Below are 24761 nucleotides of genomic sequence, written 5' to 3'. Positions count from 1 at the left end.
ACGTCAGATCCCCAGCGCCGCGTTGACCCGCGCAACGAAATCCTCGCCGCGCCGCTCGAAGCTGTCGTATTGATCGAAGCTCGCTGCGGCCGGGGCCAGCAGGATCGTGTCGCCCGGCTGTGCCTCCGCAACGGCCTGCGCGACCGCCTGTTCCATCGTTCCGCAGACCTCGCTGTCCACGCCAGATCCGAGACCAAGGGCGAAATGCTCCGCCTCGCGACCGATCACATAAGCCTTGGCAACAGACCCAAGATGAGGATGCAATCCCTCAAGACCGCCCTCCTTCTCCAGCCCGCCGCAGATCCAGCGGATGCGATCGAAGGCCTGAAGCGCCCGCGCGGCGCTGTCGATATTGGTGGCCTTGCTGTCGTTGACGAAACGTACGTCGTTCCGTTCCGCGACGATCTGGCTGCGATGTGGCAGGCCAGCAAACCCGTGCAACCCCTGCTCAACCACCCGTGGGGCGATGCCGAGGCACCGTGCGACGGCATAGGCAGCGCAGGCGTTCTGGTGATTGTGCGCCCCGGGCAGGCCGCGGACCTGCCGCAGGTCGATGGACGCCACCTGCCGCCCCTTGCGATATTCCGACAGAAACCCCTTTCGGGCAAAGACCGACCAGCCGGGGCCGGACAGCTTGCGCTCCGATGACACGCGGATCACCCGATCATCGCTTGGCCCGACCGAAAGCTGGTTGGCAAGGAACGCCCCTTCGACCTCGTCCACGCCGACCACCGCCCGATCCGGGCCGCCTTCGGCAAAAAGCCGGCGCTTGGCTGCGAAATAGCCGCCATAGCCGGAATGCCGGTCGAGGTGGTCGGGCGACAGGTTGGTGAAGACCGCAATATCCGGTGTTAGGGCGCGGGCAAGTTCGGTCTGGTAGGAACTGAGCTCCAGCACGATCACGGCACCGTCCTCCGGCGGGTCGATATCAAGCACGCCCCGGCCGATGTTCCCGGCCAGCTGCACCGGCCTGCCAGCGTCTTCCAGAAGGTGCGCGATCAGTGCCGAGGTCGTGGATTTCCCGTTGGAGCCGGTCACCGTCACAACCTTCGGAGGCGTGTCGAACCGGTCCCAGTCGCCACTGGCGAGTGACCGGAAAAAGAGCCCGATGTCGTTGTCCACCGCCACACCAGCTTCAAGCGCGGCGGCGATCGCCTTGTGCGGCACAGGGTAAAGATGCGGAATGCCGGGTGACGTCACCAGCAGGTCGATATCGTCGAAAGCGCCGGGCCGGGTCAGGTCCCGAAGCTCGAACCCTTCCCTCTCCGCGCGCTCGCGTCCCGCGGCCCCGTCATCCCAGCACAGCGGATGGGCGCCCCCTGCGGCAAGTGCCCGCGCGGCGGTCAGGCCGGAGCGGCCGAGACCGAGCACCGCAACCTTGTGATTCTCCAATCCTCGGACGGGGATCATGCGCAACTCCTTGTCTGTCGGCTCGTGTTTGCCCTGCCCTGTGGATGCACGCAAGCGCGGGCCGCGCCTGCGGGGACGGTTCGAGCGGCGCGACCGGGGCTACCAGGGGATGGGTTCGCGGCGGCGGAAGAAGCCGCCCGTCGGACCGTCGTCGGCAAGGGTCGCAAGCCAGAGAGCGGTGTCCGCGCCTTCCTCTGCGGAGATCCTGGCCGCAGGGCCGCCCATACGCGTGCGGACCCAGCCCGGGCACATGGCGTTGATCTTCACGCTGTCGGGAAGGTCCCGGGTGAAGGCCAGTGTCATCGCATTGAGCGCTGCCTTGGCAATGCCATAGGCATTGGGACCTTCGAGCCCCTCGGCAAAGGCGCCCCACCCCGAAGAGAGGTTGACGATGCGGCCGTAGTCGCGGGCGATCATGCCAGGTGCGAGGGTGTGGATCAGCCGGAACGGCCCGTCGACCATGACCGCCATGGCATCGAAGAACCCCTGCGGATTGTCCAGCAGTGACCCCTGCGGGAGGATGCCCGCATTGTTGACGAGCACATCGCAGGATTGGCCACGGAACTGTTCCAGCGACGCCGGATCGGACAGGTCGGCCCGCACCCAGCGACACCCGAGCGCCCGAGCGGCCTCTTCACCTTCGGCGGCATCGCGCGCGGTGATCGTGACCTCTGCCCCTCGCGCGACGAGCCCCGATGCAATGGCACGGCCGATACCACGGTTTCCGCCGGTGACCAGGGCCGTTCTCGCCATCGCCTTCCTCCTCCGCGTCAGCGGATCTTCAGTGTCGCCAGTCCGATCAGCGCAAGGATCAGGGAGATGATCCAGAACCGGATCACGATCTGGGGCTCGGCCCAACCGCGTTTCTCGAAATGGTGGTGGATCGGAGCCATCAGGAAAACTCGCTTCCCGGTCCGCTTGAAATAAGCGACCTGGATGATGACAGAGAGCGCCTCCACCACGAAAAGTCCGCCGACGATGGCAAGGACGATCTCGTGCTTGGTGGCCACCGCGATGGCGCCAAGCGCGCCGCCGAGGGCCAGCGAACCGGTATCACCCATGAACACTGCTGCAGGCGGAGCGTTGTACCACAGGAAGCCCAGGCCGCCGCCGATCAGGCCAGCCACAAAGACCAGCAGTTCACCCGTGCCCGGCACATAGTGCACCTCCAGGTATTGCGCGAAGTCGACCCGGCCCACGGCATAGGCGATGATCCCAAGCGTGCCGGCGGCAATCATCACCGGCATGACGGCCAACCCGTCGAGCCCGTCGGTCAGGTTCACGGCGTTGGCCGAACCCACGATGACGATCATTGCGAAGGGGATGAAGACAAGGCCGAGGTTGAAGAGGGTGTCCTTGAAGACCGGCATGGCGAGTTGGAACGTCAGCGCCTCCGGATGCACCCAGGATGCAAGCGCCGCCGAGAATGCCGCGATCAGGAAACCGAGACCGAGCCGCACCCTGCCGGACACTCCGGCGGTCGTGTTCTTGGAGACCTTGGCGTAGTCATCGGCAAATCCGATGGCGCCGAACCCGAGCGTCACGAAGAGCACGATCCACACATACGGGTTGTCCCAGCGGGCCCAGAGCAGGGTCGACACGAGCAACGCTCCGAGGATCAGCACCCCACCCATCGTGGGCGTTCCCACTTTTTCGAAATGGCCCTCAGGACCATCCTCGCGGATCGGCTGACCCTTTCCCTGCCGGCTGCGCAACAGGTTGATCAGCGGCCGACCGAAGATGAACCCGAAGATCAGCGCCGTGAAGAAAGCGCCACCGGTGCGAAAAGTGATGTAGCGAAAGAGATTGTAGACGTCGCCGCCGTCGGAAAGGTTTGTCAGCCAATAGAGCATCTGCCCGGCCCCCTAGTTCTTGTTTGGCACCGCTTGGCCCAGTTTCCGGATGGCGTCAACGACCCTTGCCAGGCGAATGCCCAACGACCCTTTGACGAGCACGATGTCGCCGCTGCACAGAAGGTCGTGCACCCGGCCCGCCATCTCTGCGCTGCCTTCGGTCCATGTCCCGCGACGCGATGCGGGGAGTGCCTGCCACAACGTCTGCGACCGCGGGCCGACGCAATGGACGATATCGATCCCGGCCATGGCGGGATGGTCTGCCAAGGCGGCGTGCAACGCCGTCTCGCCCGCCCCCAGTTCCAGCATGTCACCGAGGATCGCGATCCGTCGTCCCTGCCCGCGCGGGTGGCTCAGTGCCAGCATGTCCAGCGCGGCGCCGACGGAGGCGGGGTTGGCGTTGTAGGAATCGTCGATCAGGTCGAAGGTTGCGGTTTCGTCCACGAAATCGAGCGCGATCTGCTCCCGCGCGCCGCGCCCCTCGTAGGGCAGCCAGCGGCCGAGATCGGAGGCGGCCACGGCAAGATCGGCGCCAACCGCCGCCGCAACCGCGAGCGCGGCGAGCCCGTTCATCGCGAAATGCCGCCCCGGCGATTGCAGCTTGAACACCAGCGGATGGGACACGCCATCCGCACCGGGAACGCGGGCCTGCACGACGGTGAGGCCCTCCACCAGGTCGGCGGCAATCAACGTCGCCTCCTCGCCCGCACTGCCAAAGCCGATGATCCGTGCACCATGGTCCCGGGCCGCATCGAACAGGATCGGCGCGGTGTCGACATCGGCGTTGAGTACCGCTGTCCCGCCTTCCCGCAGTCCATCGAGGATTGCCGCCTTCTCCCGCGCGATCCCCTCGACGCTTTCGAACGCTTCCAGATGGGCGGGCGCCACGATGGTAACAACCGCCGCGTCGAGATCAGCCATCCGCGCCAGCGGCGCGATCTCCCCGGGATGGTTCATGCCGATCTCGATCACGGCGTAGTCGCTGTCCCGGGGCATCCGGGCCAGTGTCAGCGGAACCCCCCAGTGGTTGTTGTAGCTTTTTTCGGCGGCATGGACCTTTCCTTGCGCCCCGAGGATGGCGCGCAGCATTTCCTTGGTGGAGGTCTTGCCAACCGAGCCGGTGACGCCGATCACCTTTGCCCGTGTCCGCGCCCGCGCCGCCCGGCCAAGCGCCTCCAGCCCCACCAGCACATCGTCGACGATCAACAAGGGCGCGGTTTCATCGACACCTTCCGGCACACGGCTGACCAGCGCAGCCCCCGCCCCCTTGGCAAGGGCGTCGGCGACATAATCATGCCCGTCCCGCACATCCTTGAGCGCCACGAAGAGCGCCCCGGGCGCGATGGACCGACTGTCGATGGAAACCGAAGATACCTCGAACGGCACGGTGGCCCGGCCGCCTGTGGCCGTGGCGGCGGCCTCGCTTGTCCAAAGAGTACTCATGTCAGATGCCCATCCAGTGCGGCCACGGCCACGCTGGCCTGCTCCACGTCGTCAAAAGGATAAACCACCTCGCCGACGGTCTGCCCGGTTTCGTGTCCCTTGCCGGCGATCAGAAGCGCATCACCGGGTTGCAGCGCATCCACACCACGCAGGATTGCCTCGGCCCGGTCGCCAACCTCGGTCGCTTCGGGACACCCCTGAAGAACCATGGCACGAATGTCGGAAGGATCCTCCGTGCGCGGGTTGTCATCGGTCACGATGCCGACGTCCGCATGCGCGGCGACGGCCTCGCCCATCAGCTTGCGTTTGCCCTGGTCCCGATCGCCACCTGCGCCGAAAACGCAGATGAGCCGGCCCATTACGTGCGGGCGCAGAGCCTGCAAAGCGGTTGCAAGCGCATCTGGCGTGTGGGCGTAGTCCACAAAGACCGCCGCACCGTTTTCGCGCGTTGCTGCAAGCTGCATCCGGCCGCGAACGCCCTGCAACCTTGGCAAGGTCGCAAAGACCTCTGCCGGATCGCTGCCGGCCGCAATCGCAAGGCCGACGGCGACGAGCACGTTTTCCGACTGGAACCCGCCGATCAGCTCCAACCGCACCTGCTGCACCGCGCCATTCCAGGCAAAGCGCAGATCCTGACCCGTGCTGTCGAACCGAAGACCGAGCAACCGCAGGTGGCATTCCTGCCCCCTGCCAACACGGATCACTTCAAGGCCAGCAGACTCCGCGGCATTGCACATCTCTGTGCCGCGGTTGGTATCCATCTGGATTACGGCGACGCCGTCCTCCCCCAGAACGCGGTCGAAAAGCCCCGCCTTCGCGGAAAAATATTCATCAAAATCAGCGTGGTAGTCGAGGTGATCCTGGGTGAGATTGGTAAAGCCACCAGCAGCCAGGCGAACCCCGTCGAGCCGTTTCTGTGCCAGCCCGTGCGAAGAGGCCTCCATCGCCGCATGGGTCACACCCTGGGCCGCCGCCTCGGCCAACACGCGATGCAGGGTGATCGGCTCGGGCGTGGTGTGGGCAAGCGGGGCCTCCCACGCCCCCTCCACGCCGGTGGTGCCGATGTTGACCGCCTGCAGGCCGAGCGCCTCCCAGATCTGGCGGGTGAAGCTCGCGACCGAGGTCTTCCCGTTGGTGCCGGTCACGGCCACCATGACCTCCGGCTGGGCGCCGAACCACAGCGCGGCGGCATAGGCCAGCGCGGCGCGCGGATCCTCGACAACAACCACGGCCACCGGACTGGCGGCCAATTCCTCCGCCGCGATGCGAGCGCCCTCCGCATCCGTCAGGATCGCGGAGGCCCCCATTCGCAGCGCATATTGAATGAACTCGCCACCATGGACCTTCGACCCGGGCAGGGCTGCAAACAACGTCCCCGCCTTCACAAGCCGGCTGTCCACCGCCAGCCCGGTCACACGCGCCTCCGCGCCTCCCTGCGCCGTCAGCCCCAGGTCGGCCAGCGATTTCGTCGGAATGTCAGTCATGCCCTGCGCCCCATTCTGCCACCCCGTGGTGCCCGCCCACCGGGCCCGGGGGATTTCCCCCCTTTTGTGGCCTTTTCAGCGCCGGGTCCACCGTTCAATTCGAGGTACGGGCAACCGCCGGCACGACCTTCGGCACCTCTGCGGCACCGACCACCGGCTCTTCCTTCGGGTGCAACCCGAGGAGCGGGGCCACGCGGCGGATCATCTCTGCAGCGATCGGCACGGCCGTCCAACCGGCTGTCCGCCGGGGACGCGAGCCAGAGGTTTCCACCGGCTCGTCCAGGGTCACGATCAGCACGTATTGCGGATCGGAGGCCGGAAAGACACTGGCAAAGGTGGCGATGACCTTGTCGTCATAATAGCCGCCGCGGGGCTTGGGCTTGTCGGCGGTGCCGGTCTTGCCGCCCACCTCGTAGCCCTTCACATCCCCGAAGGACGCCGTACCGCGCGCCACGACCTGCCGCAACATGTGACGCGCCGCCAGCGAGGCATTGCGGCTGACGACGCGCTCCCCGTTCTGCGGGCCGGTCTGCTTGAGCAGGGTCGGTTGAATGCGCGTGCCCCCATTGAGAAGCGACGAATAGCCAGCCGCGAGGTGCACCGGCGAGGAGCTGATACCGTGACCATAGGAAATCGTGATCGTGCTGATATCGGTCCAGCGCGGTGGCAACAGCGGCTTGCCGGTGGGCGCCTCGACCATCTCCAATGGGGTTGCCTCAAGGAAACCCAGCTCTCCAAGGAACTCCCGCTGCCGCTCGCCCCCGATCATCAGCGCCATTTTCGCGGTGCCGACATTCGAGGATTTCACGATGACGTCGGTGACGGATACCGCGCCATAGCTCTTGTTGCGGAATTCCTTGATCTTGAACTTGCCCCAGCGCATGGGCGCATGGGCTTCGATCACCGTATTCTGGTTCACGAGGCCAAGGTCGATGGCCTGGGCTGCGGTGAAGATCTTGAAGACCGACCCCAGTTCATAGACGCCCTGCACCGCACGGTTGAACAGCGGGCTGTCGCCGGCGTCGCCGGTGGCAAGCGGGCGCGGCCGGTCGTTGGGGTCGAAATCGGGCAGCGAGACAAGGGAAATGATCTCTCCCGTGTGGACATCCATCAGCACGGAACTGGCGCCCTTGGCATTCATCAGCTTCATGCCACCATCGAGCACTTCCTGTGCCGCCGCCTGGATGGTGAGATCGAGGGAGAGCTGCAATGGCGCGCCGTTGTTGGCCGGATCGCGCAGCCAGGGATCGAAGGCCTTCTCGACGCCCGCGGTGCCGATCACCTCTGCGGAATGCACCCCTTCGCGACCGAAACTCGCACCACCGAGGACATGGGCGGCGAGGCGGCCATTGGGGTAGAGACGCATCTCGCGAGGGCCAAAGAGGAGGCCCGGTTCGCCGATGTCATGCACGGCCTGCATCTGCTCGGGGCTGATCTTCTTCTTCACCCAGAGGAACTTGCGATCGCCGGTGAACTGCTTGCGCAGCTTGTCCGCATCGAGGTCGGGAAAGATCAACGCCAACTCCTGCGCCGCGCGGGCCGGTTCCACCATCTGGTGCGGCTGGGCATAGAGCGAATGCGTCGACAGGTTGGTGGCCAGGATGCGCCCGTTGCGGTCCACGATATTGGCGCGCTGCGCGACGATATCGGACCCCAGCGCGGCGGCACGCGGCTCGACCGGCTCGGAGGCCGCAAGGTGCCCCATGCGCACGCCGATCACCGAGTAGGCACAGAGGAAACACAAAGCGAGCAGGAACAGCCGCCCCTCCGCCCGATGGCGCATCTTGTCCCGCATCACTTCGTGGCGGAGGCGGCGGTTTTCCTTCTCGATGGAATCGGGATTGGCGCCGGTTTCGCGGGCATGCAGGATGCGCGCCAGCGGGCGCAGGGGCGTGCGGATCATGGAAACTCTCCGTCAATCGCAAGCTGACCGGAGATCGCAATGGAGTTCGCCACATCGAGGAACTGCGGCAGCGGATAGGCCACGCGTTCCACGGTGTCGAACTGCTCCGGAGCCAGTGGCAACAGGCCAAGCCGGTCGAAATTGATCTCCGCGAGTTCGGCCAGCCGGTCCGGACGGTTCAGATAGGCCCATTCGGCCTCCAACACCGCCAGCCGCTCCCGCAGGGCGCCGATCTCGCGCTTCAGCGCGGCGCTGTGTTTTTGCGCCGACTGGGTCTCGTAGTTTTCCTGGTAGGCCCAGAACGCCAGCCCCATGACAACCAGGGCGGAGGTTAGATAGAAAAACGTCTTCATGTCTTTTCCTTCCACCAATGGGCCGGCCCGGGCAGGCCCATGGCCGTCCGGTCGACGGGCGTGGGCGCTGCCTCCGTGCGCTCTGCGACGCGCAGCTTGGCGGACCGGGCACGGGGATTGCGCTCCACCTCGTCCGGGGTCGGCCCGACAGCCTTCCGCGTCAGCAACCTGAACTGCGCAACCTCGGCCTCGGACTCCGGCGCATAGCGATTGGCCCGAGCGGCACTCCCCGAACGGATCTGGAAAAAGCGTTTCACGACACGATCTTCCAGCGAATGGAAGGTCACGACAGCCAACCGCCCACCGGGTTTGAGCGCTCGCTCGGCCGCCTCCAGCCCGCGGATCAGCTCCGCGAACTCGCCGTTCACCGCGATGCGGATTGCCTGGAAGCTGCGCGTCGCGGGGTGGGCCTGCCCCGGCTTGGGGCGCGGCAGGCAGCCGGAGATTACCTCCGCCAGTTGCAACGTGGTCTCGAACGGACGCGCCGCAACGATCGCACGCGCGATCCGGCGCGAGGCTCGCTCTTCGCCGAAGTGATAGAGGTAATCGGCCAGTTCCTGTTCGGAGAGGTTATTCACGAGGTCGGCCGCCGAGGGGCCCTCGCTGCTCATCCGCATATCCAGCGGGCCGTCCTTCATGAAGGAGAAACCGCGCTCCGCCTGATCGAGCTGCATGGAGGACACGCCGAGATCAAGCACGACGCCATCCAGCGGTTCGCCCGCGTGGGTGTCCAGATCCGAGAACGTTCCCTCCATCAGCCGAAGGCGGTCTCCATACTCTTCCGACAGCGGCGCGGCGAGATCGAGCGCCGTGGGATCGCGATCCACGCCGATCACCACGTCAGCGCCCGCATCCAGCAAGCGCCGCGTGTAGCCGCCGGCACCGAAGGTTCCATCAAGCCAAAGGCCGTGCACTGGGGACACGGCCTCGATCAGCGGGTCGATGAGGACAGGAACATGCGGGGCGATCTGGTCTGGGAAACGATCCGCAGCCATGCCTCAGATCCCCTCCTCTTCCAGCAACGACAGGGGATCGACACCCTCGCCAACGAGATCCTCGATCTCGGCCTGACGGGTGGCCTTCTCCTGCTCGTAATCTTCCGGCTTCCAGATATTGAACGTGTCGGCGGCGGCCACGAAACAAACCTCCCGCTCCAGGCCGATCATCTCCCGCAGCTTCTGCGGCAGGACGAGACGACCGGTCTCGTCGACGGTCATCCGCTGTGACTGGCCATGGAAGTACCCTTCGAGCGCCCGACGGCGCGGCGAGCCGCGCGGCATCTTCTTCAACTTGTCGGTGACTTCCTTGAACGCCTGCATGGTGTAGCACTCCAGCCGCCGGTCCTTGGCGGCGGGGCCGTAGTGTATCATGAGACTGGGGGTGCGGGGATCGGCGCCATCAAGGTCACCGTCAACGAGCACGGCGCGGAAGTCGGCCGGAATCGAAACCCGGCCTTTCGTGTCTATCTTGTAGACCTCTTCTCCGCTGAACCACTGCGTCACGTGCAGCGCTCCTCGTTGCTGTTGTCCCATTTCCCGGCCCTGAAACGCGAACGGCGGATCAGACTGCTGCCACTGCCTGATCCGCCGACTCGTCCCATTACTGGGTGCGTCCGATCGCGCGTGCCACCTGGGGGGATGTCTGCTCGCTCACGCGTCGGATCTCTTGGTTCGATGAAAGCGGGTGCCTGTATGAAACCTGACTTGGGGAAGTTCCGGGGCTTTTGCCCTCTCTTGTCTGCCCGTCCTCATCTTGTGGGATCTTTATGCCTTGGGAATTCATGGAAATCAACACCACTTTATGGGAAATGATGTCCGACAGAGGCACAGACCCCTTGTACAGCAGGTGAATTGGAAGGACAAATGGGAACAAGTTGCGCCAACTGAAGGCAGCACCACCACATATAGCGCCCAAGGGTGCATCTCAGGAATTCCCACGAAATCCCAAAAAAAGTGCTGTGAAGGCGCGGATTCCCACCATACCGAAGGTCAAAACGCCCGGGAAACGTCTAAAACAGACGGAATCATTGAGCTATGGCTGTCAGGATGATTCGGGAAGGCGGTGATTGGGCAGCACGTTCCCATGCAATCCCACCACTCCCATGTGCGCCCATGCAATCCCGAGGCCCGCGTCCGCAAGTCCAGGCACGGGCCACCGGCATTCGGCAGGTGTCAGGCCATCCCACCAACCACGAGGCGCCGCGCAATGGCGGCGTAAGCCTCGGACGCCGCGCCATCCTCCAGCACAACCGGCGCACCGGCATCCCCCGCAAGCCGGGTTTCCAGTTCGAGTGGCAGCGCACCGAGGAACGGCATCCCGGCATCCTTGGCTTCGGACGCCACGCCGCCGTGTCCGAACAGGTGCGCCTCATGTCCACAGCTGGGGCATATATAAGTAGACATGTTCTCGATCAGCCCGACGACCGGAACCTTGAGCCGTTCGAACATGTCGATCGCCCGCCGCGCATCGAGCAGCGCAACGTCCTGCGGGGTGGAAACGATGATCGCGCCGTCCACCTTGTACTTTTGCCCGAGCGTCAGTTGCACGTCGCCGGTTCCCGGTGGAAGGTCGATGAGCAGTACATCCAGTTCGCCCCAGGCCACCTGCCCGAGCATCTGTTGCAGCGCCCCCATCAACATGGGTCCGCGCCACACCACCGCCTCGCGCTCCTTCAGCAACAGCCCCAGGGACATAACGGTGACACCGTGGGCATGCAGCGGTTCGATGGTCTTTCCATCCGGCGAGGCCGGGCGCCCGGTCACTCCCATCATCCGCGGCTGGGACGGACCATAAATGTCGGCATCCAGCAATCCGACGCGCCGCCCCTGCCGCGCCAGCGAGACCGCAAGGTTGGCCGACACCGTCGACTTGCCAACGCCCCCCTTCCCGGACCCGACAAGCAGAAGGCGGTCAATCCCCGGAACCGTGGCCGGTCCGCCCTGCTGCGGCGTCGGGTGACGGCCGATTTTCAGGTCTGGCGGCGCCTTCTGTTGCGCGGCCGGTGTATGGGCCGTGAGCACGACCGAGACCGACGTGACTCCGTCCAGCCCGGCCACGACCCTCTCGGCAGCCTGCCGAACCGGCTCCATCGCCTTCGCCGCCTCCGCAGATGGCGCCTCAAGGACAAAGCGAACCGCGCCAGGCGAATCGACGGACAGGGCGCGGACGAGATCGCGTGAGACAATATCGCCACCATCCGGAAGACTTACCTGGCGCAGAGACTTGACAATATCTTCACGGGAAATGGCCATTTGAGGGCTCCTACGTAGCGTCACGAACGCCCAAGACCTATTGCGCCCTGCGCCAGACGCAACCCGCGTTCGCAGAACGCCCCGAAAATAAGCGAAATTGCAGAAATTAGGTCAGTACCACATATGCACTTTCTGCATAGCGGCATTGAGCCCGAGGGGAATTGCGCGATCCGCCGGGACCCCTATTTTGAATATCAACGAGGGCGCTAACGGCGACAATGAAAGCGCTAACAGAGCCCGAACCGAAACAGACAGACGCCAGACCGGCGACACACAAAAAAGGACGAGAGACCGTGGCAACCGCGTACCATACCGAAGATCGGCAGGATCGCGCCCGCATGTCGCTCGGATCGCTGCTGATCGCACCGGTCGCAACGAAATATCAGCAGTTTCTGGCGTATCGTCAGACTGTGAAGACACTGTCGGCACTTTGCGACAGCGACCTGAGCGAGTTGGGCCTGAGCCGCCCGATGATCCGCTCGGTGGCACGCGAAACAGCGCTGGCGACCTAGAACACAGAGTTCCGGAAACCCGTCCTCCTCCCTGGGTTTTTCGGTTCCGCGGCGACACCTCTCCTCCTCCCTGGTGTCGCCGCACCAGACACCGCCCATCCCGCGAGGGCCGGGCAGCGCCGGAACGGCGCAAGACATACGAGATCGGCCCTCTCCTCCTCCCTGGGTCAATCTCGGCGGCGACACCACTCCTCCTCCCCCGGTGTCTCCGCGACTACAGAAGCCGCCTGCGGGCGGTGGCGCCCGAAACGGGCAATACAGTTCCGGAAACCCGTCCTCCTCCCTGGGTTTTTCGGTTTCGGCGGCGACACCTTCCTCCTCCCTGGTGTCGTCGCCATCCTCTTTCGGCCGGCAATCCGGCCACCGTCTCGCGACGGACCACAGTTCAGAGAGCCCGACCTCCTCCCTGGGTTTTCTGTCTTTCGGCGGTGACACCACCCTCCTCCCGGTGTCACCGCCTTTTTTATGCCCACAGTCCAGCCCGCCAACCCCAGAAGCCCACGCAAGGCACCGTGCGGGAATTGCATAGCGGCCTTGCCAAGTCGCGCGTTGAGAGCGGAGGGAAGCTGCATATGTAGGGGTCAACGGGAGCGCTAACAGGACCAGCCTGGCGCAGAATACGCCCCGGGACCGCCCGGGCAGACGAAGGATGATAGAAATGGAAATCGCAACACAAGCCCCCCGCACTGACGCTGCCGCATACGGTGGCTGGTTCAGCAACCTGACCGAGACACTGCGGGCTCATGTCCGGCAGCGCCGAGCCTACAGCGCAACTCTGCGAGAGCTGGATGCCCTCAGCGAGCGCGACCTGAACGACCTGGGCCTGAGCCGTGCGATGTTCCACGAGATCGCCCGCGAGGCCGCGCGCAACGCCTGAGGTCACTCGAATTCAGAGGGCGTCCCCTCCCTGCCTCTCTGACACAAGGCGGCGACACCTCCTCCCGGTGTCGCCGCCTTTTCTTTCGCCAACGCGCAGTGGCATCGCACACCCGCCGATCATCGGCACGACGCACACTGCAAATGCTGCATAGCAGCATTGCCGATTTCAACAGTAGTCATAGACCGTTGGGATCTTATCTTAAGTTCAAAGATAGCGCTAACCGAAGCGCCTCGGACATTCCGGCGAAAGCCGAACAGACTCAAGGATGCAAACCATGGATACCACACTGAACACCGCCGCCGGCTCGATCAACTGGACGAAAGCCCCGCTCGAAACGCTGAAACTGAAGTATGAACAGTACAAGGTGTACCGGACGACGGTCACCGAACTGAGCCAGCTTTCGGACCGCGCCCTCGCCGACCTCGGCGTGAGCCGCTCCATGATCCGCAGCCTGGCGCGCGACGCCGCCTACGGCGCCTAAAGACTTCGACAGAACCAGAAAGCCCCTCCTCCCTGGGTTTTCTGAACAAGCGACGGCACCTTCCTCCCGGGTGCCGTCGTTTTTTTTGACCTCCGCGCAGGACCGAAAATAGCGATAACAGCATAACTCCGTGCAGAAACTGCATACCGGAAATGAAACCTTTGGCGGTACTCATCGCGGGGAATTGGCATACATTCCTTACCGAAGAGAGCGCTAACACCCCTCCCGGTCAGCGCCTCGACCCGAAGCCCGGACGGTGGTCCGGGTACTCAACCAAGGACATCGCACGATGACATATGTTTCCGAAGCCCCCCGCGCCGAAGCCGGCCTGCGTACTGGCTGGTTTACGGACATGGTCAAAGGCTACAGCGCCCGCGTTGCGCAATACCGCGCCTATCGCAAAACCCTTGAGGAACTGCGCTGCATGACCGAGGCCGAGCTGGCCGATATCGGCCTGAGCCGTCTGGTCATCAAGGACGTGGCCAAGCAGGCCGCCGGTCTCGCCTGACGGCAATCCAACGGAATACGGCGGCCGGACCTCCCCTCCCGGGTTCGGCTGACCGATCAAACGGCGGTCCCCTCCTCCCTGGGGCCGCCGTTTCCATTTTCGGGTATTGATAACGCAGATTTGCCCTTCAGGTCGTCCGCCCGCCGGTCGCTCAGGTGCGGAACTCGATGCCGCCACCATCCACCGTCTGGATCGGAAGGCGCCTGTCGGTGCCGGACACCAGGTGGCAAACCTCGAGCAGATCCTCGATATCGACAGGTTTTCGGAGCGCTGCGGAAACCGCCGGCGACATCGCAAACAGCGCCTTGCGGGAGAAATTCGACGAACCGCTCACAATGACCACCTTGCAGGTCGGGTTGCGATAGGTCGCGAGCAGCGAAATACCGCGCGCATCCCGGCCGTTTATGCACATGTCCAGCACGACGAGATCGAAGGGTCTGGTTTCCAGAAGCCTGGCGGCGCCGGTTTCCGACGCGGTCTGAAGAACCTCGTGCCCGGCTTCCAGCAGGACCCGCTCCCATAGGGAGCCAAGGTTCGGGTCATCCTCGACCACCAGTACTTTCATTCACCTTCTCCGCGACTCGGGCGACATAGGTTCGTCAATTGGAACTCCTAGTTACACACAAATTGTCGCAGGTCAAAAGGGGACATCGTCCGCATTGGCCGCCGGCACGATGAACTTCGCGACAACTTTCTTCACTCCGGCGCGTTCAAAGGCGATTTCGAGCTTGTCCCCCTCGATCGCCGTGACGGCGCCGTAGCCGAATTTCTTGTGAAAAACCCGGTCGCCCAGCCCGAAGGACGACACCGCATCGAGGTCGATCACGACATTCCGGGTCTCGCGCGGTTGTGACATGCCCCGAGCCTGTCCGCGCGCCTGCATTCGCTTCCAGCCGGGCGAGTTGTAGACATCGGCGCGCGAGGCCTTCTCCTGAAGATCGGAGCGCACGGGCTGCGCCGCCGCCCCGAAACCACCGCCGTAGAGCCCCGGCGGGGTCAAAACATCAACGTGGGCTTCCGGCAGTTCGTCGATGAAACGCGAGGGCAGCGCGGATTGCCACTGGCCATAGATCCGACGATTCGCCGCGAAGGAGATCGTGCAGACTTCCTCGGCGCGGGTAATGCCCACATAGGCCAGGCGCCGCTCCTCCTCGAGGCCCTTCAGCCCGCTTTCGTCCATCGCGCGCTGACTGGGGAAAAGACCATCCTCCCACCCGGGCAGGAACACGGCGGGAAATTCCAGCCCCTTGGCCGCATGCAGCGTCATCAGGGTGACCCGCGCCTCGGCATCGTCGGATTCATTGTCCATGATCAGCGCGACATGCTCCAGGAAACCTTGCAGGTTTTCGAAGCTTTCCAGTGCTTTGACCAGTTCCTTCAGGTTCTCCAACCGTCCCGGGGCCTCAGGCGTCTTGTCGTTCTGCCAATGCGCCGTGTAGCCGGATTCCTCCAGGATGATCTCGGCCAGTTCGATATGGGAAATCGGCTTGCCGCCCGGCATCCGGGGCGCGATGAACAGGCCCTCCTCGATCACGGCGTCATCGTCGGTCACCGGCTGTGCGGCACCAAGAACGGCGGTGTGCCATCGCTCGATCCCGTCCAGAAGCTCCGCAAGGGACTTTGCGCCCTTCCCCGAAATCTCCTTCGCCGCCAGCAGGATACGCGCGCCCTCGACAAGGGACACGCCATTGGCACGGGCGGCCACCTGAATCTTCTGTTGTGCCTTGTCACCCAGCCCACGCTTCGGCGTGTTGACGATCCGCTCGAACGCGAGATCATCGTCGGTGCTCACCGCCAGCCGGAAATAGGCCATGGCATCGCGGATTTCCATGCGCTCGTAGAAGCGCGGGCCGCCGATCACCTTGTAGGGCAGACCGATTGTCAGGAACCGATCTTCGAAGGCCCGCATCTGGTGGCTGGCGCGGACAAGGATTGCGCATTCGTCGAGCCCGATGGGCCGTTGGCCACGGGTTCCCTGCCCCATCGCTTCCAGCTCGTCACCAATCCAGCGGGCTTCTTCCTCGCCGTCCCAATGCCCGATGAGACGGACCTTTTCGCCGCCATCGGCTGCGGTCCAGAGCGTCTTGCCCAGCCGCCCCTGGTTGGCCTCGATCACGCCGGAAGCGGCGGCAAGGATATGTGCGGTGGAGCGGTAGTTCTGCTCCAGCCGCACGACGGTCGCGCCGGGAAAATCCTTTTCGAACCGCAGGATATTGCCGACCTCGGCCCCGCGCCAGCCATAGATGGACTGGTCGTCGTCGCCCACGCAGCAGATGTTCTTGTGCCCGCCCGCCAACAGCCGCAGCCACAGGTACTGCGCCACGTTGGTGTCTTGATATTCGTCGACGAGGATATAGCGGAACCAGCGCTGGTACTGCTCCAGTACATCGTCATGCTTCTGGAAGATCGTCACGACATGCAGCAAAAGATCACCGAAATCGACGGCGTTGAGCGTCCGCAGACGCTGTTGGTAAGCTGCGTAGAGCGCCGGTGCGTGATGGTCGAAAGCACCGGTTTCGGCCGCCGGTAGGGTTTCGGGTGTCCAGGCGCGGTTCTTCCAGTTGTCGATGATCGAAGACAACGCGCGCGGCGGCCAACGTTTCTCGTCAATCCCGGCGGCGACGATCAACTGCTTGAGCAGGCGGAGCTGGTCGTCGGTATCGAGGATGGTGAAGTTCGACTTCAACCCCACCAGTTCCGCATGCCTACGCAGCAGTTTCACGCAGATGGCATGAAAGGTGCCGAGCCAGGGCATGCCTTCGACCGGCTGACCAAGCAGCCGGGCGACCCGCTCCTTCATCTCCTTCGCGGCCTTGTTGGTGAAGGTCACTGCGAGGATCTCGTTCGGGCGCGCCTTGCCGGAGTGCAGCAGGTGCGCGATCCGCGTGGTCAGCGCCTTGGTCTTTCCCGTGCCGGCGCCCGCCAGCATCAGGACCGGCCCGTCCAGGGCCTCGACCGCCTCCCGCTGCGCTGGGTTCAACTCATCAAGATACGGGGCCGAACGCGCCGACATGGCGCGCTGCGACAGGGGCACGGCGGCCTCGAAGGCCTCGCTGTCATCGAAACTGCTCATGAGCGCACTCTACCTTGCCCCCGCCAGAAGGAAAATACTCTGTTCGCCATGTGTTCCATGCAATCCCACGCCTCGACCTTGCATCCGATCATCGCCAACAAACCCACTTTCTTCCCTCCGAATACGTAATATCGACAAATTTGCCGCGGCGTACCGGATTCTACGATGTTGCCATAGGATCCCGAACCGCCTTACACCAATGCTGCGAGTGCGAAAGGAGCCCCTATGCCCAGTTTCAAGAAGATCCTCGTCGCAAACAGAGGTGAGATTGCCATCCGCGTGATGCGCGCAGCCGCCGAGATGCGAAAGCAGACCGTCGCCGTCTACGCCGAAGAGGATAAACTCTCGCTGCACCGGTTCAAGGCTGACGAGGCCTATCGGATTGGCGAAGGCATGGGGCCCGTCGCAGCCTATCTCTCGATCGACGAGATCATTCGCGTGGCCAAGGAGTGTGGTGCCGATGCCATTCACCCCGGCTACGGCCTGCTTTCCGAGAACCCGGAGTTCGTGGATGCCTGCGCCGCCAACGGAATCGCCTTCATCGGCCCCAAGGCGGCGACCATGCGCCTTCTGGGCGACAAGGCCAGCGCCCGGCAGGTCGCGATCGAGGCCGGCGTCCCGGTCATCCCCGCCACTGGCGTTCTGGGCGACGACATGGACGAGGTGAAGGCGCAAGCGGCAGAGATCGGCTACCCACTCATGCTCAAGGCCTCCTGGGGCGGCGGCGGGCGCGGCATGCGGCCGATCCAGTCCGAGGACGAGCTGGTGGAGAAAGTCCTTGAAGGGCGCCGGGAAGCCGAGGCTGCCTTTGGCAATGGCGAAGGGTTCCTTGAAAGGATGATCACCCGAGCGCGCCATGTCGAAGTGCAGATCCTCGGGGATCACCATGGCAAGATCTACCACCTGTGGGAGCGTGACTGCTCCGTCCAGCGGCGCAACCAGAAAGTCGTGGAGCGCGCGCCCGCGCCTTACCTCTCCTCCGCCCAACGTGAAAAGCTCTGCAACCTCGGCAAGCGCATCTGCGAGCACGTGAACTACCAGTGCGCCGGCACCGTGGAGTTCCTGATGGACATGGAGTCCGGCGAATTCTACTTCATCGAGGTGAACCCCCGCGTGCAGGTCGAGCACACTGTGACCGAGGAGGTCACCGGCATCGACATCGTCCGCGCGCAGATCCTCATCACCGAGGGCAAAAGCCTGATGGAGGCCACCGGCACCGCCTCCCAGTACGACGTGAAGCTTGACGGCCACGCGATGCAATGCCGGATCACCACCGAGGATCCGCGCAACAACTTCATTCCCGACTATGGCCGCATCACCGGATACCGGGGGGCGACGGGCATGGGGGTCCGCCTTGACGGCGGCACGGCCTATTCCGGTGCGGTCATCACCCGCTACTACGATTCGCTGTTGGAGAAGCTGACGGTCTGGGCTCCGACCCCCGAGGACACGATCGAACGCATGTCCCGCGCCCTGCGGGAGTTCCGCGTGCGCGGCGTTGCGACGAACATCCAGTTCGTCGACAACCTGCTCAAGCATCCGATGTTCCTCAACAACGAGTACCACACCAAGTTCATCGACGAGACACCGGAACTGTTCCACTTCCCACGCCGCAAGGACCGGGCGACAAAGCTGTTGCACTACATCGCGGACGTCACGGTGAACGGCCACCCGGATGTCGCCGGGCGCCCGAAACCGCCTGCGGACATCCGCGAGCCGAAAATCCCGCGGCTCCTGACCGACGCGCCCACCCCCGGCACCCGCAATATCCTCGAAGAGTTCGGGCCGCAGGCAGTCGCCGACTGGATGGCGGAGCAGAAGCACTTGCTGATCACAGACACCACCATGCGGGACGGTCACCAGTCGCTGCTGGCCACCCGAATGCGGTCGATCGACATGATCAATGTCGCGCCCGCCTATGCCGCGAACCTTCCGCAGTTGTTCTCGGTGGAATGCTGGGGCGGCGCGACCTTTGACGTGGCCTATCGCTTCCTGCAGGAATGCCCTTGGCAACGCCTCCGCCAGTTGCGCGCCGCGATGCCGAACCTGATGACCCAGATGCTCCTGCGCGGCGCGAACGGGGTCGGCTACACCAACTACCCCGACAATGTGGTCAAGGCCTTCGTCAAGCAGGCATCCGAGACAGGCATCGACGTGTTCCGCGTCTTCGACAGCCTCAACTGGGTGGAAAACATGCGCGTCGCCATGGACGCCGTGGTCGAAAACGACAAGGTCTGCGAAGGCACCGTCTGCTACACCGGCGACATCCTGAACCCCGAGCGCGCGAAATATGACCTGAAGTACTATGTCGCCACCGCCCGGGAGTTGAAAGCCGCCGGCGCCCATATCCTTGGACTGAAGGACATGGCCGGGCTGCTCAAGCCCGCCGCCGCCCGTGTGTTGATCAAGGCCCTGAAGGAGGAGGTCGGCCTGCCGATCCACTTCCACACCCACGACACGGCCGGCATCGCCTGCGCGACGATCCTCGCCGCCTCCGAGAGCGGGGTGGACGCGGTCGATTGCGCAATGGATTCCTTCTCCGGGAACACGTCGCAAGCGACCCTTGGCACCGTGGTCGAGGCACTGGCCCACACCGAGCGCGACACCGGTCTGGACATCGAAGAAATCCGCCGGATTTCCAATTACTTCGAGGCCGTGCGCGGCCACTACATCGCCTTCGAAAGCGGCATGCAGGCGCCGGCCTCCGAGGTCTACCTGCACGAAATGCCCGGCGGGCAGTTCACCAACCTCAAGGCCCAGGCCCGCTCCATGGGGCTGGAAGAACGCTGGCACGAAGTCGCCCACATGTATGCCGAGGTGAACAAGATGTTCGGCGACATCGTGAAGGTGACGCCCTCGTCGAAGGTCGTGGGCGACATGGCGCTGATGATGGTCTCACAGGGGCTGACCCGCGCCGATGTCGAGGACCCCGACCGCGACGTGTCTTTCCCGGATTCGGTTATCGAGATGATGCGCGGCAGCCTTGGTCAGCCGCCGGGTGGCTGGCCGGCTGCATTGCAGGAGAAGATCCTGAAGGGGGAAACCCCGTCTGTCGAACGCCCCGGAAAGCACCTGCCCCCGGTCGATTTCAACGCGGTTCGGGCGGAGATGAAGACGAAGTTCGACTATGCGCCGGACGACGAGGACATGAACGGATACCTCATGTACCCCAAGGTGTTCGCGGACTACCACACCCGGCACGAGGAGTACGGCCCGGTCCGCACCCTGCCCACACATGCCTATTTCTATGGCATGCAGCCGTCGGAGCAGATCACCCCGTCGATCGAGCCGGGCAAGACGCTGGAAATCCGCATGCAAGCGGTCTCGGACACGAACGAGGAAGGCATCGTCAAGGTCTTCTTCGAACTCAATGGCGAGCCGCGCACCATCCGTGTTCCGGACCGCAAGATGAAGAGCGCCGTGGCCGTAAAGCAGAAGGCCGACCCCACGGATGCCGGCCATATCGGCGCCCCGATGCCGGGCTCCATTGCCTCCGTCGGGGTCACTGCCGGGCAGAAGGTCTCCACCGGCGACCTGCTGGTCACCATCGAGGCGATGAAGATGGAGACCGGCCTTCATGCCGAGCGTGACGCCGTGGTCAAGGCTGTGCACGTTCATCCCGGCGAGCAGATCGACGCCAAGGATCTGTTGATCGAGCTGGAATAGGTCCGGCTGCCGAGCAAACCCGACCATTCCCTGAAACGCCCCGCGACGCCACCCTTCGCGGGGCGTTTTGCTTTGACTTTCACAGCCGCGGACTTACCGTTCCGATCTGCGATCCCGTAACTTGATCTCAAGGACAGACCGATGCCCCACCGTCTCGCCCTCGCCCTGACCTGCATGTTTCTTGCCGCCCCCGTGTCGGCCCAGATGGTTGCCGAAGTGCAGTTCCAGAAAGGCAATTACGGCACCACGGTAAACGGGACGATCAAAGGAAACGAGTACTTCGACTACACGCTCGGCGCTCAAGCCGGTCAGAAGATGTTCGTGGAATTGAACGTCGATGCGACCAACGGAAACGGCACTGCCTATTTCAACATCCTTCCCCCCGGCAGCGAAGGAGAGGCGATCTACAATGGCTCGATGGACGGCACCAGCACCACCATCGAACTTCCGGAGGACGGCACTTATACCGTCCGCGTCTACCTGATGGGCAACGACCGCGACACCGACAAGACGGTCGGCTACAACGTCGACCTGTCAATTCAGTAGCCGGTCAGCCGGCGCGCCCTCGCGCTCTGCGTCTCCAGTCCGGTTGCCGGCACCGGGCCTGAAATCCCGGTCGCACCGTACATGCCCTTGCCCTCAAGGAGGGCGAGCGGCCCCACAGCGAGCGAGCTTCGGGTACGAGCCTCCGCACATTTCCCACGGCCCGGAGATTTTCGGCACTCCCGCTTTCAGCCGGGGCGCAGGACGCATTCACTGTCCGCCGGCACGCCGGGCAACATATCCGCCGGTTCAGCAAAAAACGCCCCCCATTTCCGATTTTCCCCTTGAAGCCCGCGCCATCGCCCGTTACATCCCCGCTCACTCTCGGATGCGGGCGTAGCTCAGGGGTAGAGCATAACCTTGCCAAGGTTAGGGTCGTGAGTTCGAATCTCATCGCCCGCTCCAAGAGAGAGACCGGACCGCCGGTCGCAAAGCCAGTGAAGCGCGGGCGTAGCTCAGGGGTAGAGCATAACCTTGCCAAGGTTAGGGTCGTGAGTTCGAATCTCATCGCCCGCTCCACTGGAAAAAGAACCTGAAAATACATCCTTACCCGCGACGCTTGCAGCGCTCCTGCGCGACGAATGCGCCAAAACTGCCTCGCAACCGCAACCGTGCCGCATACATTGATGGGACCGGTGCGCCTGACACCGCTGGGATCGAACGACCGGGATCTCCGACATGGCGTCCATTCGCCTCCCATCGGTCGACGTGGCGGCGCCCTCAGCAAACGCGCTTCACTATTCTGCGGACACAAAGTCTCCCTGTCGCTCAAGGGGACGCCGGGGCGGATCCTGCGTCCGACGGTGCCACGGCCCTCTGATAGAGGTGCCATGTGGTGTGGCCGAGGATTGGCAGGGTGACGATCAGGCCAAGGAACGCAGGCACCATCGACACCACCATGGTCACCGAGATGATTGCCGCCCAGCCCAGCATGACCACCGGGTTTTCCCTGACGACGTTGACGGACGTGAGCATGGCCGAAACGAAATCCATTTCCCGGTCGAGCAACATGGGCATGGCAACGACGGTCACCGAAAACAGGACCGCTGACAGAAAGGCGCCCACGCAGAAGCCGATCGCCAGGAATGTCCAGCCCTGCGGCGTGTAGAAAACCGTGTTCAGGAACCCGTCCAGGTCCGAGAAGGACGAATCCTTCAGGACGATCACCAGCACGGTCCGAAACTGGTAGAACCAGACCCACAGGATGAACAGGGTGACAAAGGCCATCCAGCCCATCTCCCGCTTGCGTTGACTTGCAATGACGCTGAGGATTGCGGACCAGCCGAAGCTTTCGCCCTTCTGCAACCGGCGGGACATTTCATAGAGCCCTGCGGCGGCGAAAGGCGCAACCAGCGGAAATCCAATTGCCGCGGGAATGACCATCCACACCTTGCCGAGCCAGACCAGGCACCAGACAAACAGAATGCCGAACACCGCATAGAACAGGCCGAAAAAGCCGCTCATGACGGGGCGCGCCAGAAAGTCGGACACCCCTGCCCTCAGCGATGCAGTGATGTCGTCCACCGTCACCGTATTGACCTCGGGCAAGCCCGGTGGCTGCGGCGCCGGGTCGTCCGGTGGTGTGGATCCCGTGCTCTCGGATGTCATGACGCACTCCTCCCAAGGCATGGCCGCGCATTGGTCGCTCGCCGACAGCGACGGCGGTGAAACGGCCATCCCCCCTCCGCGCTCAAGTCTGGATCAGGTGTGATGCAAGGGCAAGGGCGAGCGTGGCGCCCGGCTTGGCATGCCGGAGCGATCCCGAACCGGCAAGAATCTGCGCCCCTCCGGCGCGGCAGCGGGACCGGGGAGACACACGGCGCGCGTGGTCTGACCGCAGGCCCTTGGATCGCCCACCCCTCCCCTGTATGCAGGCGCGGCAAGCGAGCGGAGACGACCATGCGCAAGGCGAAAATCGAACGGGCCACGACGGAGACGAAGATCTCTGTCGAGATCGACCTCGACGGCACGGGGCAATACGACTGCAAGACCGGCGTCGGGTTCTTCGACCACATGCTGGAGCAGCTTTCCCGCCATTCGCTCATCGATATGACGATCCGCGCCGAAGGCGACCTGCACATCGACGATCACCACACCGTCGAGGACACCGGCATCGCCATCGGTCAGGCACTGACACAGGCGCTCGGTGACAAGCGTGGCATTCGCCGCTATGGCGCCTGCCTGCTGCCGATGGACGACGCCCTGGTACAGTCGGCGCTGGATTTGTCGGGGCGCCCCTATCTGGTCTGGAACATGGAGTTCCCGACCCAGAAGATAGGCACCTTCGACACCGAACTGGTACGCGAGTTTTTCCAGGCATTCTCGACGCATGGCGGGGTCACCCTGCACGTGGATACGCTGCACGGGCTGAACAGCCATCACATCGTCGAGGCCGGGTTCAAATCCGTCGCCCGCGCCCTGCGAGAGGCCGTCGAGCCTGACCCGCGCAAGGCAGATGCCATTCCCTCCACCAAGGGAACGCTCTGACATGGCGCTGACAGTTGTGGTCGACTACGACAGCGGGAACCTGCATTCCGCCGAGAAGGCCTTTCAGCGCATGGCCGCCGAAACCGGCGCCGGGGAGGTCATCATCTCCGGCCAGCCGGAGGACGTGGCGCGCGCCGACCGCATCGTTCTGCCCGGCGATGGCGCCTATCCGGCCTGCAAGGCGGCGCTGGAGGGCCATTCCGGCCTGCACGAGGCCATCGAGGAATCGGTCATCGGCCGGGGCCGCCCATTCATGGGCATCTGCATCGGCATGCAGATGATGGCGACCGTCGGACGCGAATACGTCGACACCCCGGGCTTCGGCTGGATTGGGGGCGAGGTCGTGGAGATCACGCCCGACGACCCGACGCTGAAGGTGCCGCACATGGGTTGGAACGACCTTGTGGTGACCGGCCAGCACCCGGTTCTGGACGGGGTCGGGACAGGCGATCACGCTTATTTCGTGCACTCCTATCAGGTGGTTGTCGCGGACCCGATACAACGGCTCGCCCATGCGGAATATGGTGGCGACGTCACCGCAATCATCGGGCGGGACAACATGATCGGCACCCAGTTTCACCCCGAGAAAAGCCAGCATGCCGGGCTCAGGATGATCTCGAACTTCCTGACCTGGGCGCCATGAGGCACCGGGCACCGACACGCGCCCGACACGCCGGCATGCCGCCGGGACACGGACCAAGGCTTCGGTCAGTCGGGTCCAGCCAACCAACTGCCGCGCCGGGCGCAAAGCCACAGCGCCAACCCTTTTGGCTTGGAGAAAAAAACACTAGCGGCGACTTCAGGTCACCCACTCTGTGCGGACATTCGCCCCTTCGCACCAGCCTTCTGTCATGCGGCGCTGGCGTCGGATAGATTGGCGTGAATGGGACCGCTGGCCCGGCAATCGTCCACGC

The 24761-nt window shown here is 64.0% G+C and carries 21 protein-coding genes and 2 tRNA genes; 10 read left to right on the top strand and 13 right to left on the bottom strand.

The annotated features are described in order from the left end of the window. Positions 1–3: 3 nt before the first annotated feature. The 10 genes from murD to CLV78_RS00400 form a co-directional block, all read right to left on the bottom strand. Complete coding sequence (murD, locus tag CLV78_RS00445; RefSeq protein ID WP_106202813.1) at positions 4–1410, bottom strand: UDP-N-acetylmuramoyl-L-alanine--D-glutamate ligase; 1407 nt, start codon at positions 1408–1410, stop codon at positions 4–6. A gap of 99 nt (positions 1411–1509) precedes the next feature. Continuing rightward, positions 1510–2163 (bottom strand): SDR family NAD(P)-dependent oxidoreductase, encoded by a 654-nt coding sequence (locus CLV78_RS00440; RefSeq protein ID WP_106202812.1) that lies wholly within the window; start codon positions 2161–2163, stop codon positions 1510–1512. Positions 2164–2180: 17 nt separating this feature from the next. Beyond that, a complete protein-coding gene (gene mraY, locus CLV78_RS00435) occupies positions 2181–3263 on the bottom strand; it encodes a phospho-N-acetylmuramoyl-pentapeptide-transferase (protein ID WP_106202811.1) in 1083 nt (360 codons plus the stop codon). Between the two features lie 12 nt (positions 3264–3275). Next, the gene (locus tag CLV78_RS00430; protein WP_106202810.1) at positions 3276–4706 is read right to left on the bottom strand and encodes a UDP-N-acetylmuramoyl-tripeptide--D-alanyl-D-alanine ligase; all 1431 of its coding nucleotides are present in this window, start codon (positions 4704–4706) and stop codon (positions 3276–3278) included. Further along, positions 4703–6190 (bottom strand): UDP-N-acetylmuramoyl-L-alanyl-D-glutamate--2,6-diaminopimelate ligase, encoded by a 1488-nt coding sequence (locus CLV78_RS00425; protein WP_106202809.1) that lies wholly within the window; start codon positions 6188–6190, stop codon positions 4703–4705. The genes CLV78_RS00430 and CLV78_RS00425 overlap by 4 nt, the downstream gene beginning before the upstream one ends. Positions 6191–6284: 94 nt before the next feature. Further along, positions 6285–8093 carry a peptidoglycan D,D-transpeptidase FtsI family protein gene (locus tag CLV78_RS00420; RefSeq protein WP_106202808.1) on the bottom strand — a complete coding sequence of 603 codons (1809 nt, stop codon included), beginning with the start codon at positions 8091–8093 and terminating at the stop codon, positions 6285–6287. Next, a complete protein-coding gene (gene ftsL / locus CLV78_RS00415) occupies positions 8090–8446 on the bottom strand; it encodes a cell division protein FtsL (protein ID WP_106202807.1) in 357 nt (118 codons plus the stop codon). The genes CLV78_RS00420 and ftsL overlap by 4 nt, the downstream gene beginning before the upstream one ends. Next, positions 8443–9441: a 16S rRNA (cytosine(1402)-N(4))-methyltransferase RsmH gene (rsmH, locus tag CLV78_RS00410; RefSeq protein WP_106202806.1), complete on the bottom strand. Its 999-nt coding sequence runs from the start codon at positions 9439–9441 to the stop codon at positions 8443–8445. The genes ftsL and rsmH overlap by 4 nt, the downstream gene beginning before the upstream one ends. 3 nt (positions 9442–9444) lie before the next feature. Then, positions 9445–9948 (bottom strand): division/cell wall cluster transcriptional repressor MraZ, encoded by a 504-nt coding sequence (mraZ, locus tag CLV78_RS00405; protein WP_245924792.1) that lies wholly within the window; start codon positions 9946–9948, stop codon positions 9445–9447. A 669-nt stretch (positions 9949–10617) separates the two neighbouring features. Next, positions 10618–11697: an Mrp/NBP35 family ATP-binding protein gene (locus CLV78_RS00400; protein WP_106202804.1), complete on the bottom strand. Its 1080-nt coding sequence runs from the start codon at positions 11695–11697 to the stop codon at positions 10618–10620. Positions 11698–11990: 293 nt separating this feature from the next. On the opposite strand from CLV78_RS00400, the gene CLV78_RS00395 reads away from it, so the two are divergent. From CLV78_RS00395 to CLV78_RS00380, 4 genes are all read left to right on the top strand, one after another. Further along, positions 11991–12209 carry a DUF1127 domain-containing protein gene (locus CLV78_RS00395; RefSeq protein WP_106202803.1) on the top strand — a complete coding sequence of 73 codons (219 nt, stop codon included), beginning with the start codon at positions 11991–11993 and terminating at the stop codon, positions 12207–12209. Between the two features lie 658 nt (positions 12210–12867). After that, complete coding sequence (locus CLV78_RS00390; RefSeq protein ID WP_106202802.1) at positions 12868–13086, top strand: DUF1127 domain-containing protein; 219 nt, start codon at positions 12868–12870, stop codon at positions 13084–13086. Between the two features lie 277 nt (positions 13087–13363). Beyond that, the gene (locus CLV78_RS00385; protein WP_245924791.1) at positions 13364–13570 is read left to right on the top strand and encodes a DUF1127 domain-containing protein; all 207 of its coding nucleotides are present in this window, start codon (positions 13364–13366) and stop codon (positions 13568–13570) included. A gap of 289 nt (positions 13571–13859) precedes the next feature. Further along, entirely contained in the window at positions 13860–14078 is a 219-nt protein-coding gene (locus CLV78_RS00380; RefSeq protein WP_106202800.1) for a DUF1127 domain-containing protein, read from the top strand. A 151-nt stretch (positions 14079–14229) separates the two neighbouring features. On the opposite strand, the gene CLV78_RS00375 is transcribed toward CLV78_RS00380, so the two are convergent. Next, the gene (locus CLV78_RS00375; protein WP_106202799.1) at positions 14230–14643 is read right to left on the bottom strand and encodes a response regulator; all 414 of its coding nucleotides are present in this window, start codon (positions 14641–14643) and stop codon (positions 14230–14232) included. A gap of 72 nt (positions 14644–14715) precedes the next feature. Beyond that, positions 14716–17151, bottom strand: coding sequence for an ATP-dependent helicase (locus tag CLV78_RS00370; protein ID WP_106202798.1), 2436 nt, complete (start codon positions 17149–17151; stop codon positions 14716–14718). 225 nt (positions 17152–17376) lie between these two features. On the opposite strand from CLV78_RS00370, the gene CLV78_RS00365 reads away from it, so the two are divergent. From CLV78_RS00365 to CLV78_RS00350, 4 genes are all read left to right on the top strand, one after another. Continuing rightward, the gene (locus CLV78_RS00365) at positions 17377–20817 is read left to right on the top strand and encodes a pyruvate carboxylase (protein ID WP_106202797.1); all 3441 of its coding nucleotides are present in this window, start codon (positions 17377–17379) and stop codon (positions 20815–20817) included. A 141-nt stretch (positions 20818–20958) separates the two neighbouring features. Further along, positions 20959–21363: a hypothetical protein gene (locus tag CLV78_RS00360; protein ID WP_106202796.1), complete on the top strand. Its 405-nt coding sequence runs from the start codon at positions 20959–20961 to the stop codon at positions 21361–21363. 327 nt (positions 21364–21690) lie between these two features. Further along, positions 21691–21765: transfer RNA gene (locus CLV78_RS00355), tRNA-Gly, on the top strand. 39 nt (positions 21766–21804) lie between these two features. Beyond that, a tRNA-Gly gene (locus CLV78_RS00350) sits at positions 21805–21879 on the top strand. 249 nt (positions 21880–22128) lie between these two features. On the opposite strand, the gene CLV78_RS00345 is transcribed toward CLV78_RS00350, so the two are convergent. Next, on the bottom strand, positions 22129–22968 hold the full coding sequence (locus CLV78_RS00345; RefSeq protein ID WP_106202795.1) for a DUF2189 domain-containing protein: 840 nt from the start codon (positions 22966–22968) through the stop codon (positions 22129–22131). A gap of 291 nt (positions 22969–23259) precedes the next feature. Here CLV78_RS00345 and hisB point away from each other — a divergent pair, with 291 nt between their 5' ends. Together hisB and hisH are read left to right on the top strand one after the other, a co-directional pair. Further along, a complete protein-coding gene (gene hisB / locus CLV78_RS00340; RefSeq protein WP_106202794.1) occupies positions 23260–23847 on the top strand; it encodes an imidazoleglycerol-phosphate dehydratase HisB in 588 nt (195 codons plus the stop codon). A 1-nt stretch (position 23848) separates the two neighbouring features. Continuing rightward, a complete protein-coding gene (hisH, locus tag CLV78_RS00335; protein WP_106202793.1) occupies positions 23849–24490 on the top strand; it encodes an imidazole glycerol phosphate synthase subunit HisH in 642 nt (213 codons plus the stop codon). Positions 24491–24761: the final 271 nt, after the last annotated feature.

Origin of the sequence: Aliiruegeria haliotis (genome assembly GCF_003003255.1) — a bacterium.
GTDB classification, from domain to species: domain Bacteria; phylum Pseudomonadota; class Alphaproteobacteria; order Rhodobacterales; family Rhodobacteraceae; genus Tropicimonas; species Tropicimonas haliotis.
The sequence above is the reverse complement of the archived record's forward strand: the minus strand, read 5'-3'. Positions and strand labels throughout refer to the sequence as shown.

Coding starts and splice junctions, on each gene's coding strand:
- murD (WP_106202813.1), bottom strand. CDS start 1,410: ATGATCCCCGTCCGAGGATTGGAGAATCACAAGGTTGCGGTGCTCGGT.
- CLV78_RS00440 (WP_106202812.1), bottom strand. CDS start 2,163: ATGGCGAGAACGGCCCTGGTCACCGGCGGAAACCGTGGTATCGGCCGT.
- mraY (WP_106202811.1), bottom strand. CDS start 3,263: ATGCTCTATTGGCTGACAAACCTTTCCGACGGCGGCGACGTCTACAAT.
- CLV78_RS00430 (WP_106202810.1), bottom strand. CDS start 4,706: ATGAGTACTCTTTGGACAAGCGAGGCCGCCGCCACGGCCACAGGCGGC.
- CLV78_RS00425 (WP_106202809.1), bottom strand. CDS start 6,190: ATGACTGACATTCCGACGAAATCGCTGGCCGACCTGGGGCTGACGGCG.
- CLV78_RS00420 (WP_106202808.1), bottom strand. CDS start 8,093: ATGATCCGCACGCCCCTGCGCCCGCTGGCGCGCATCCTGCATGCCCGC.
- ftsL (WP_106202807.1), bottom strand. CDS start 8,446: ATGAAGACGTTTTTCTATCTAACCTCCGCCCTGGTTGTCATGGGGCTG.
- rsmH (WP_106202806.1), bottom strand. CDS start 9,441: ATGGCTGCGGATCGTTTCCCAGACCAGATCGCCCCGCATGTTCCTGTC.
- CLV78_RS00400 (WP_106202804.1), bottom strand. CDS start 11,697: ATGGCCATTTCCCGTGAAGATATTGTCAAGTCTCTGCGCCAGGTAAGT.
- CLV78_RS00390 (WP_106202802.1), top strand. CDS start 12,868: ATGGAAATCGCAACACAAGCCCCCCGCACTGACGCTGCCGCATACGGT.
- CLV78_RS00385 (WP_245924791.1), top strand. CDS start 13,364: ATGGATACCACACTGAACACCGCCGCCGGCTCGATCAACTGGACGAAA.
- CLV78_RS00380 (WP_106202800.1), top strand. CDS start 13,860: ATGACATATGTTTCCGAAGCCCCCCGCGCCGAAGCCGGCCTGCGTACT.
- CLV78_RS00375 (WP_106202799.1), bottom strand. CDS start 14,643: ATGAAAGTACTGGTGGTCGAGGATGACCCGAACCTTGGCTCCCTATGG.
- CLV78_RS00370 (WP_106202798.1), bottom strand. CDS start 17,151: ATGAGCAGTTTCGATGACAGCGAGGCCTTCGAGGCCGCCGTGCCCCTG.
- CLV78_RS00365 (WP_106202797.1), top strand. CDS start 17,377: ATGCCCAGTTTCAAGAAGATCCTCGTCGCAAACAGAGGTGAGATTGCC.
- CLV78_RS00360 (WP_106202796.1), top strand. CDS start 20,959: ATGCCCCACCGTCTCGCCCTCGCCCTGACCTGCATGTTTCTTGCCGCC.
- CLV78_RS00345 (WP_106202795.1), bottom strand. CDS start 22,968: ATGACATCCGAGAGCACGGGATCCACACCACCGGACGACCCGGCGCCG.
- hisB (WP_106202794.1), top strand. CDS start 23,260: ATGCGCAAGGCGAAAATCGAACGGGCCACGACGGAGACGAAGATCTCT.
- hisH (WP_106202793.1), top strand. CDS start 23,849: ATGGCGCTGACAGTTGTGGTCGACTACGACAGCGGGAACCTGCATTCC.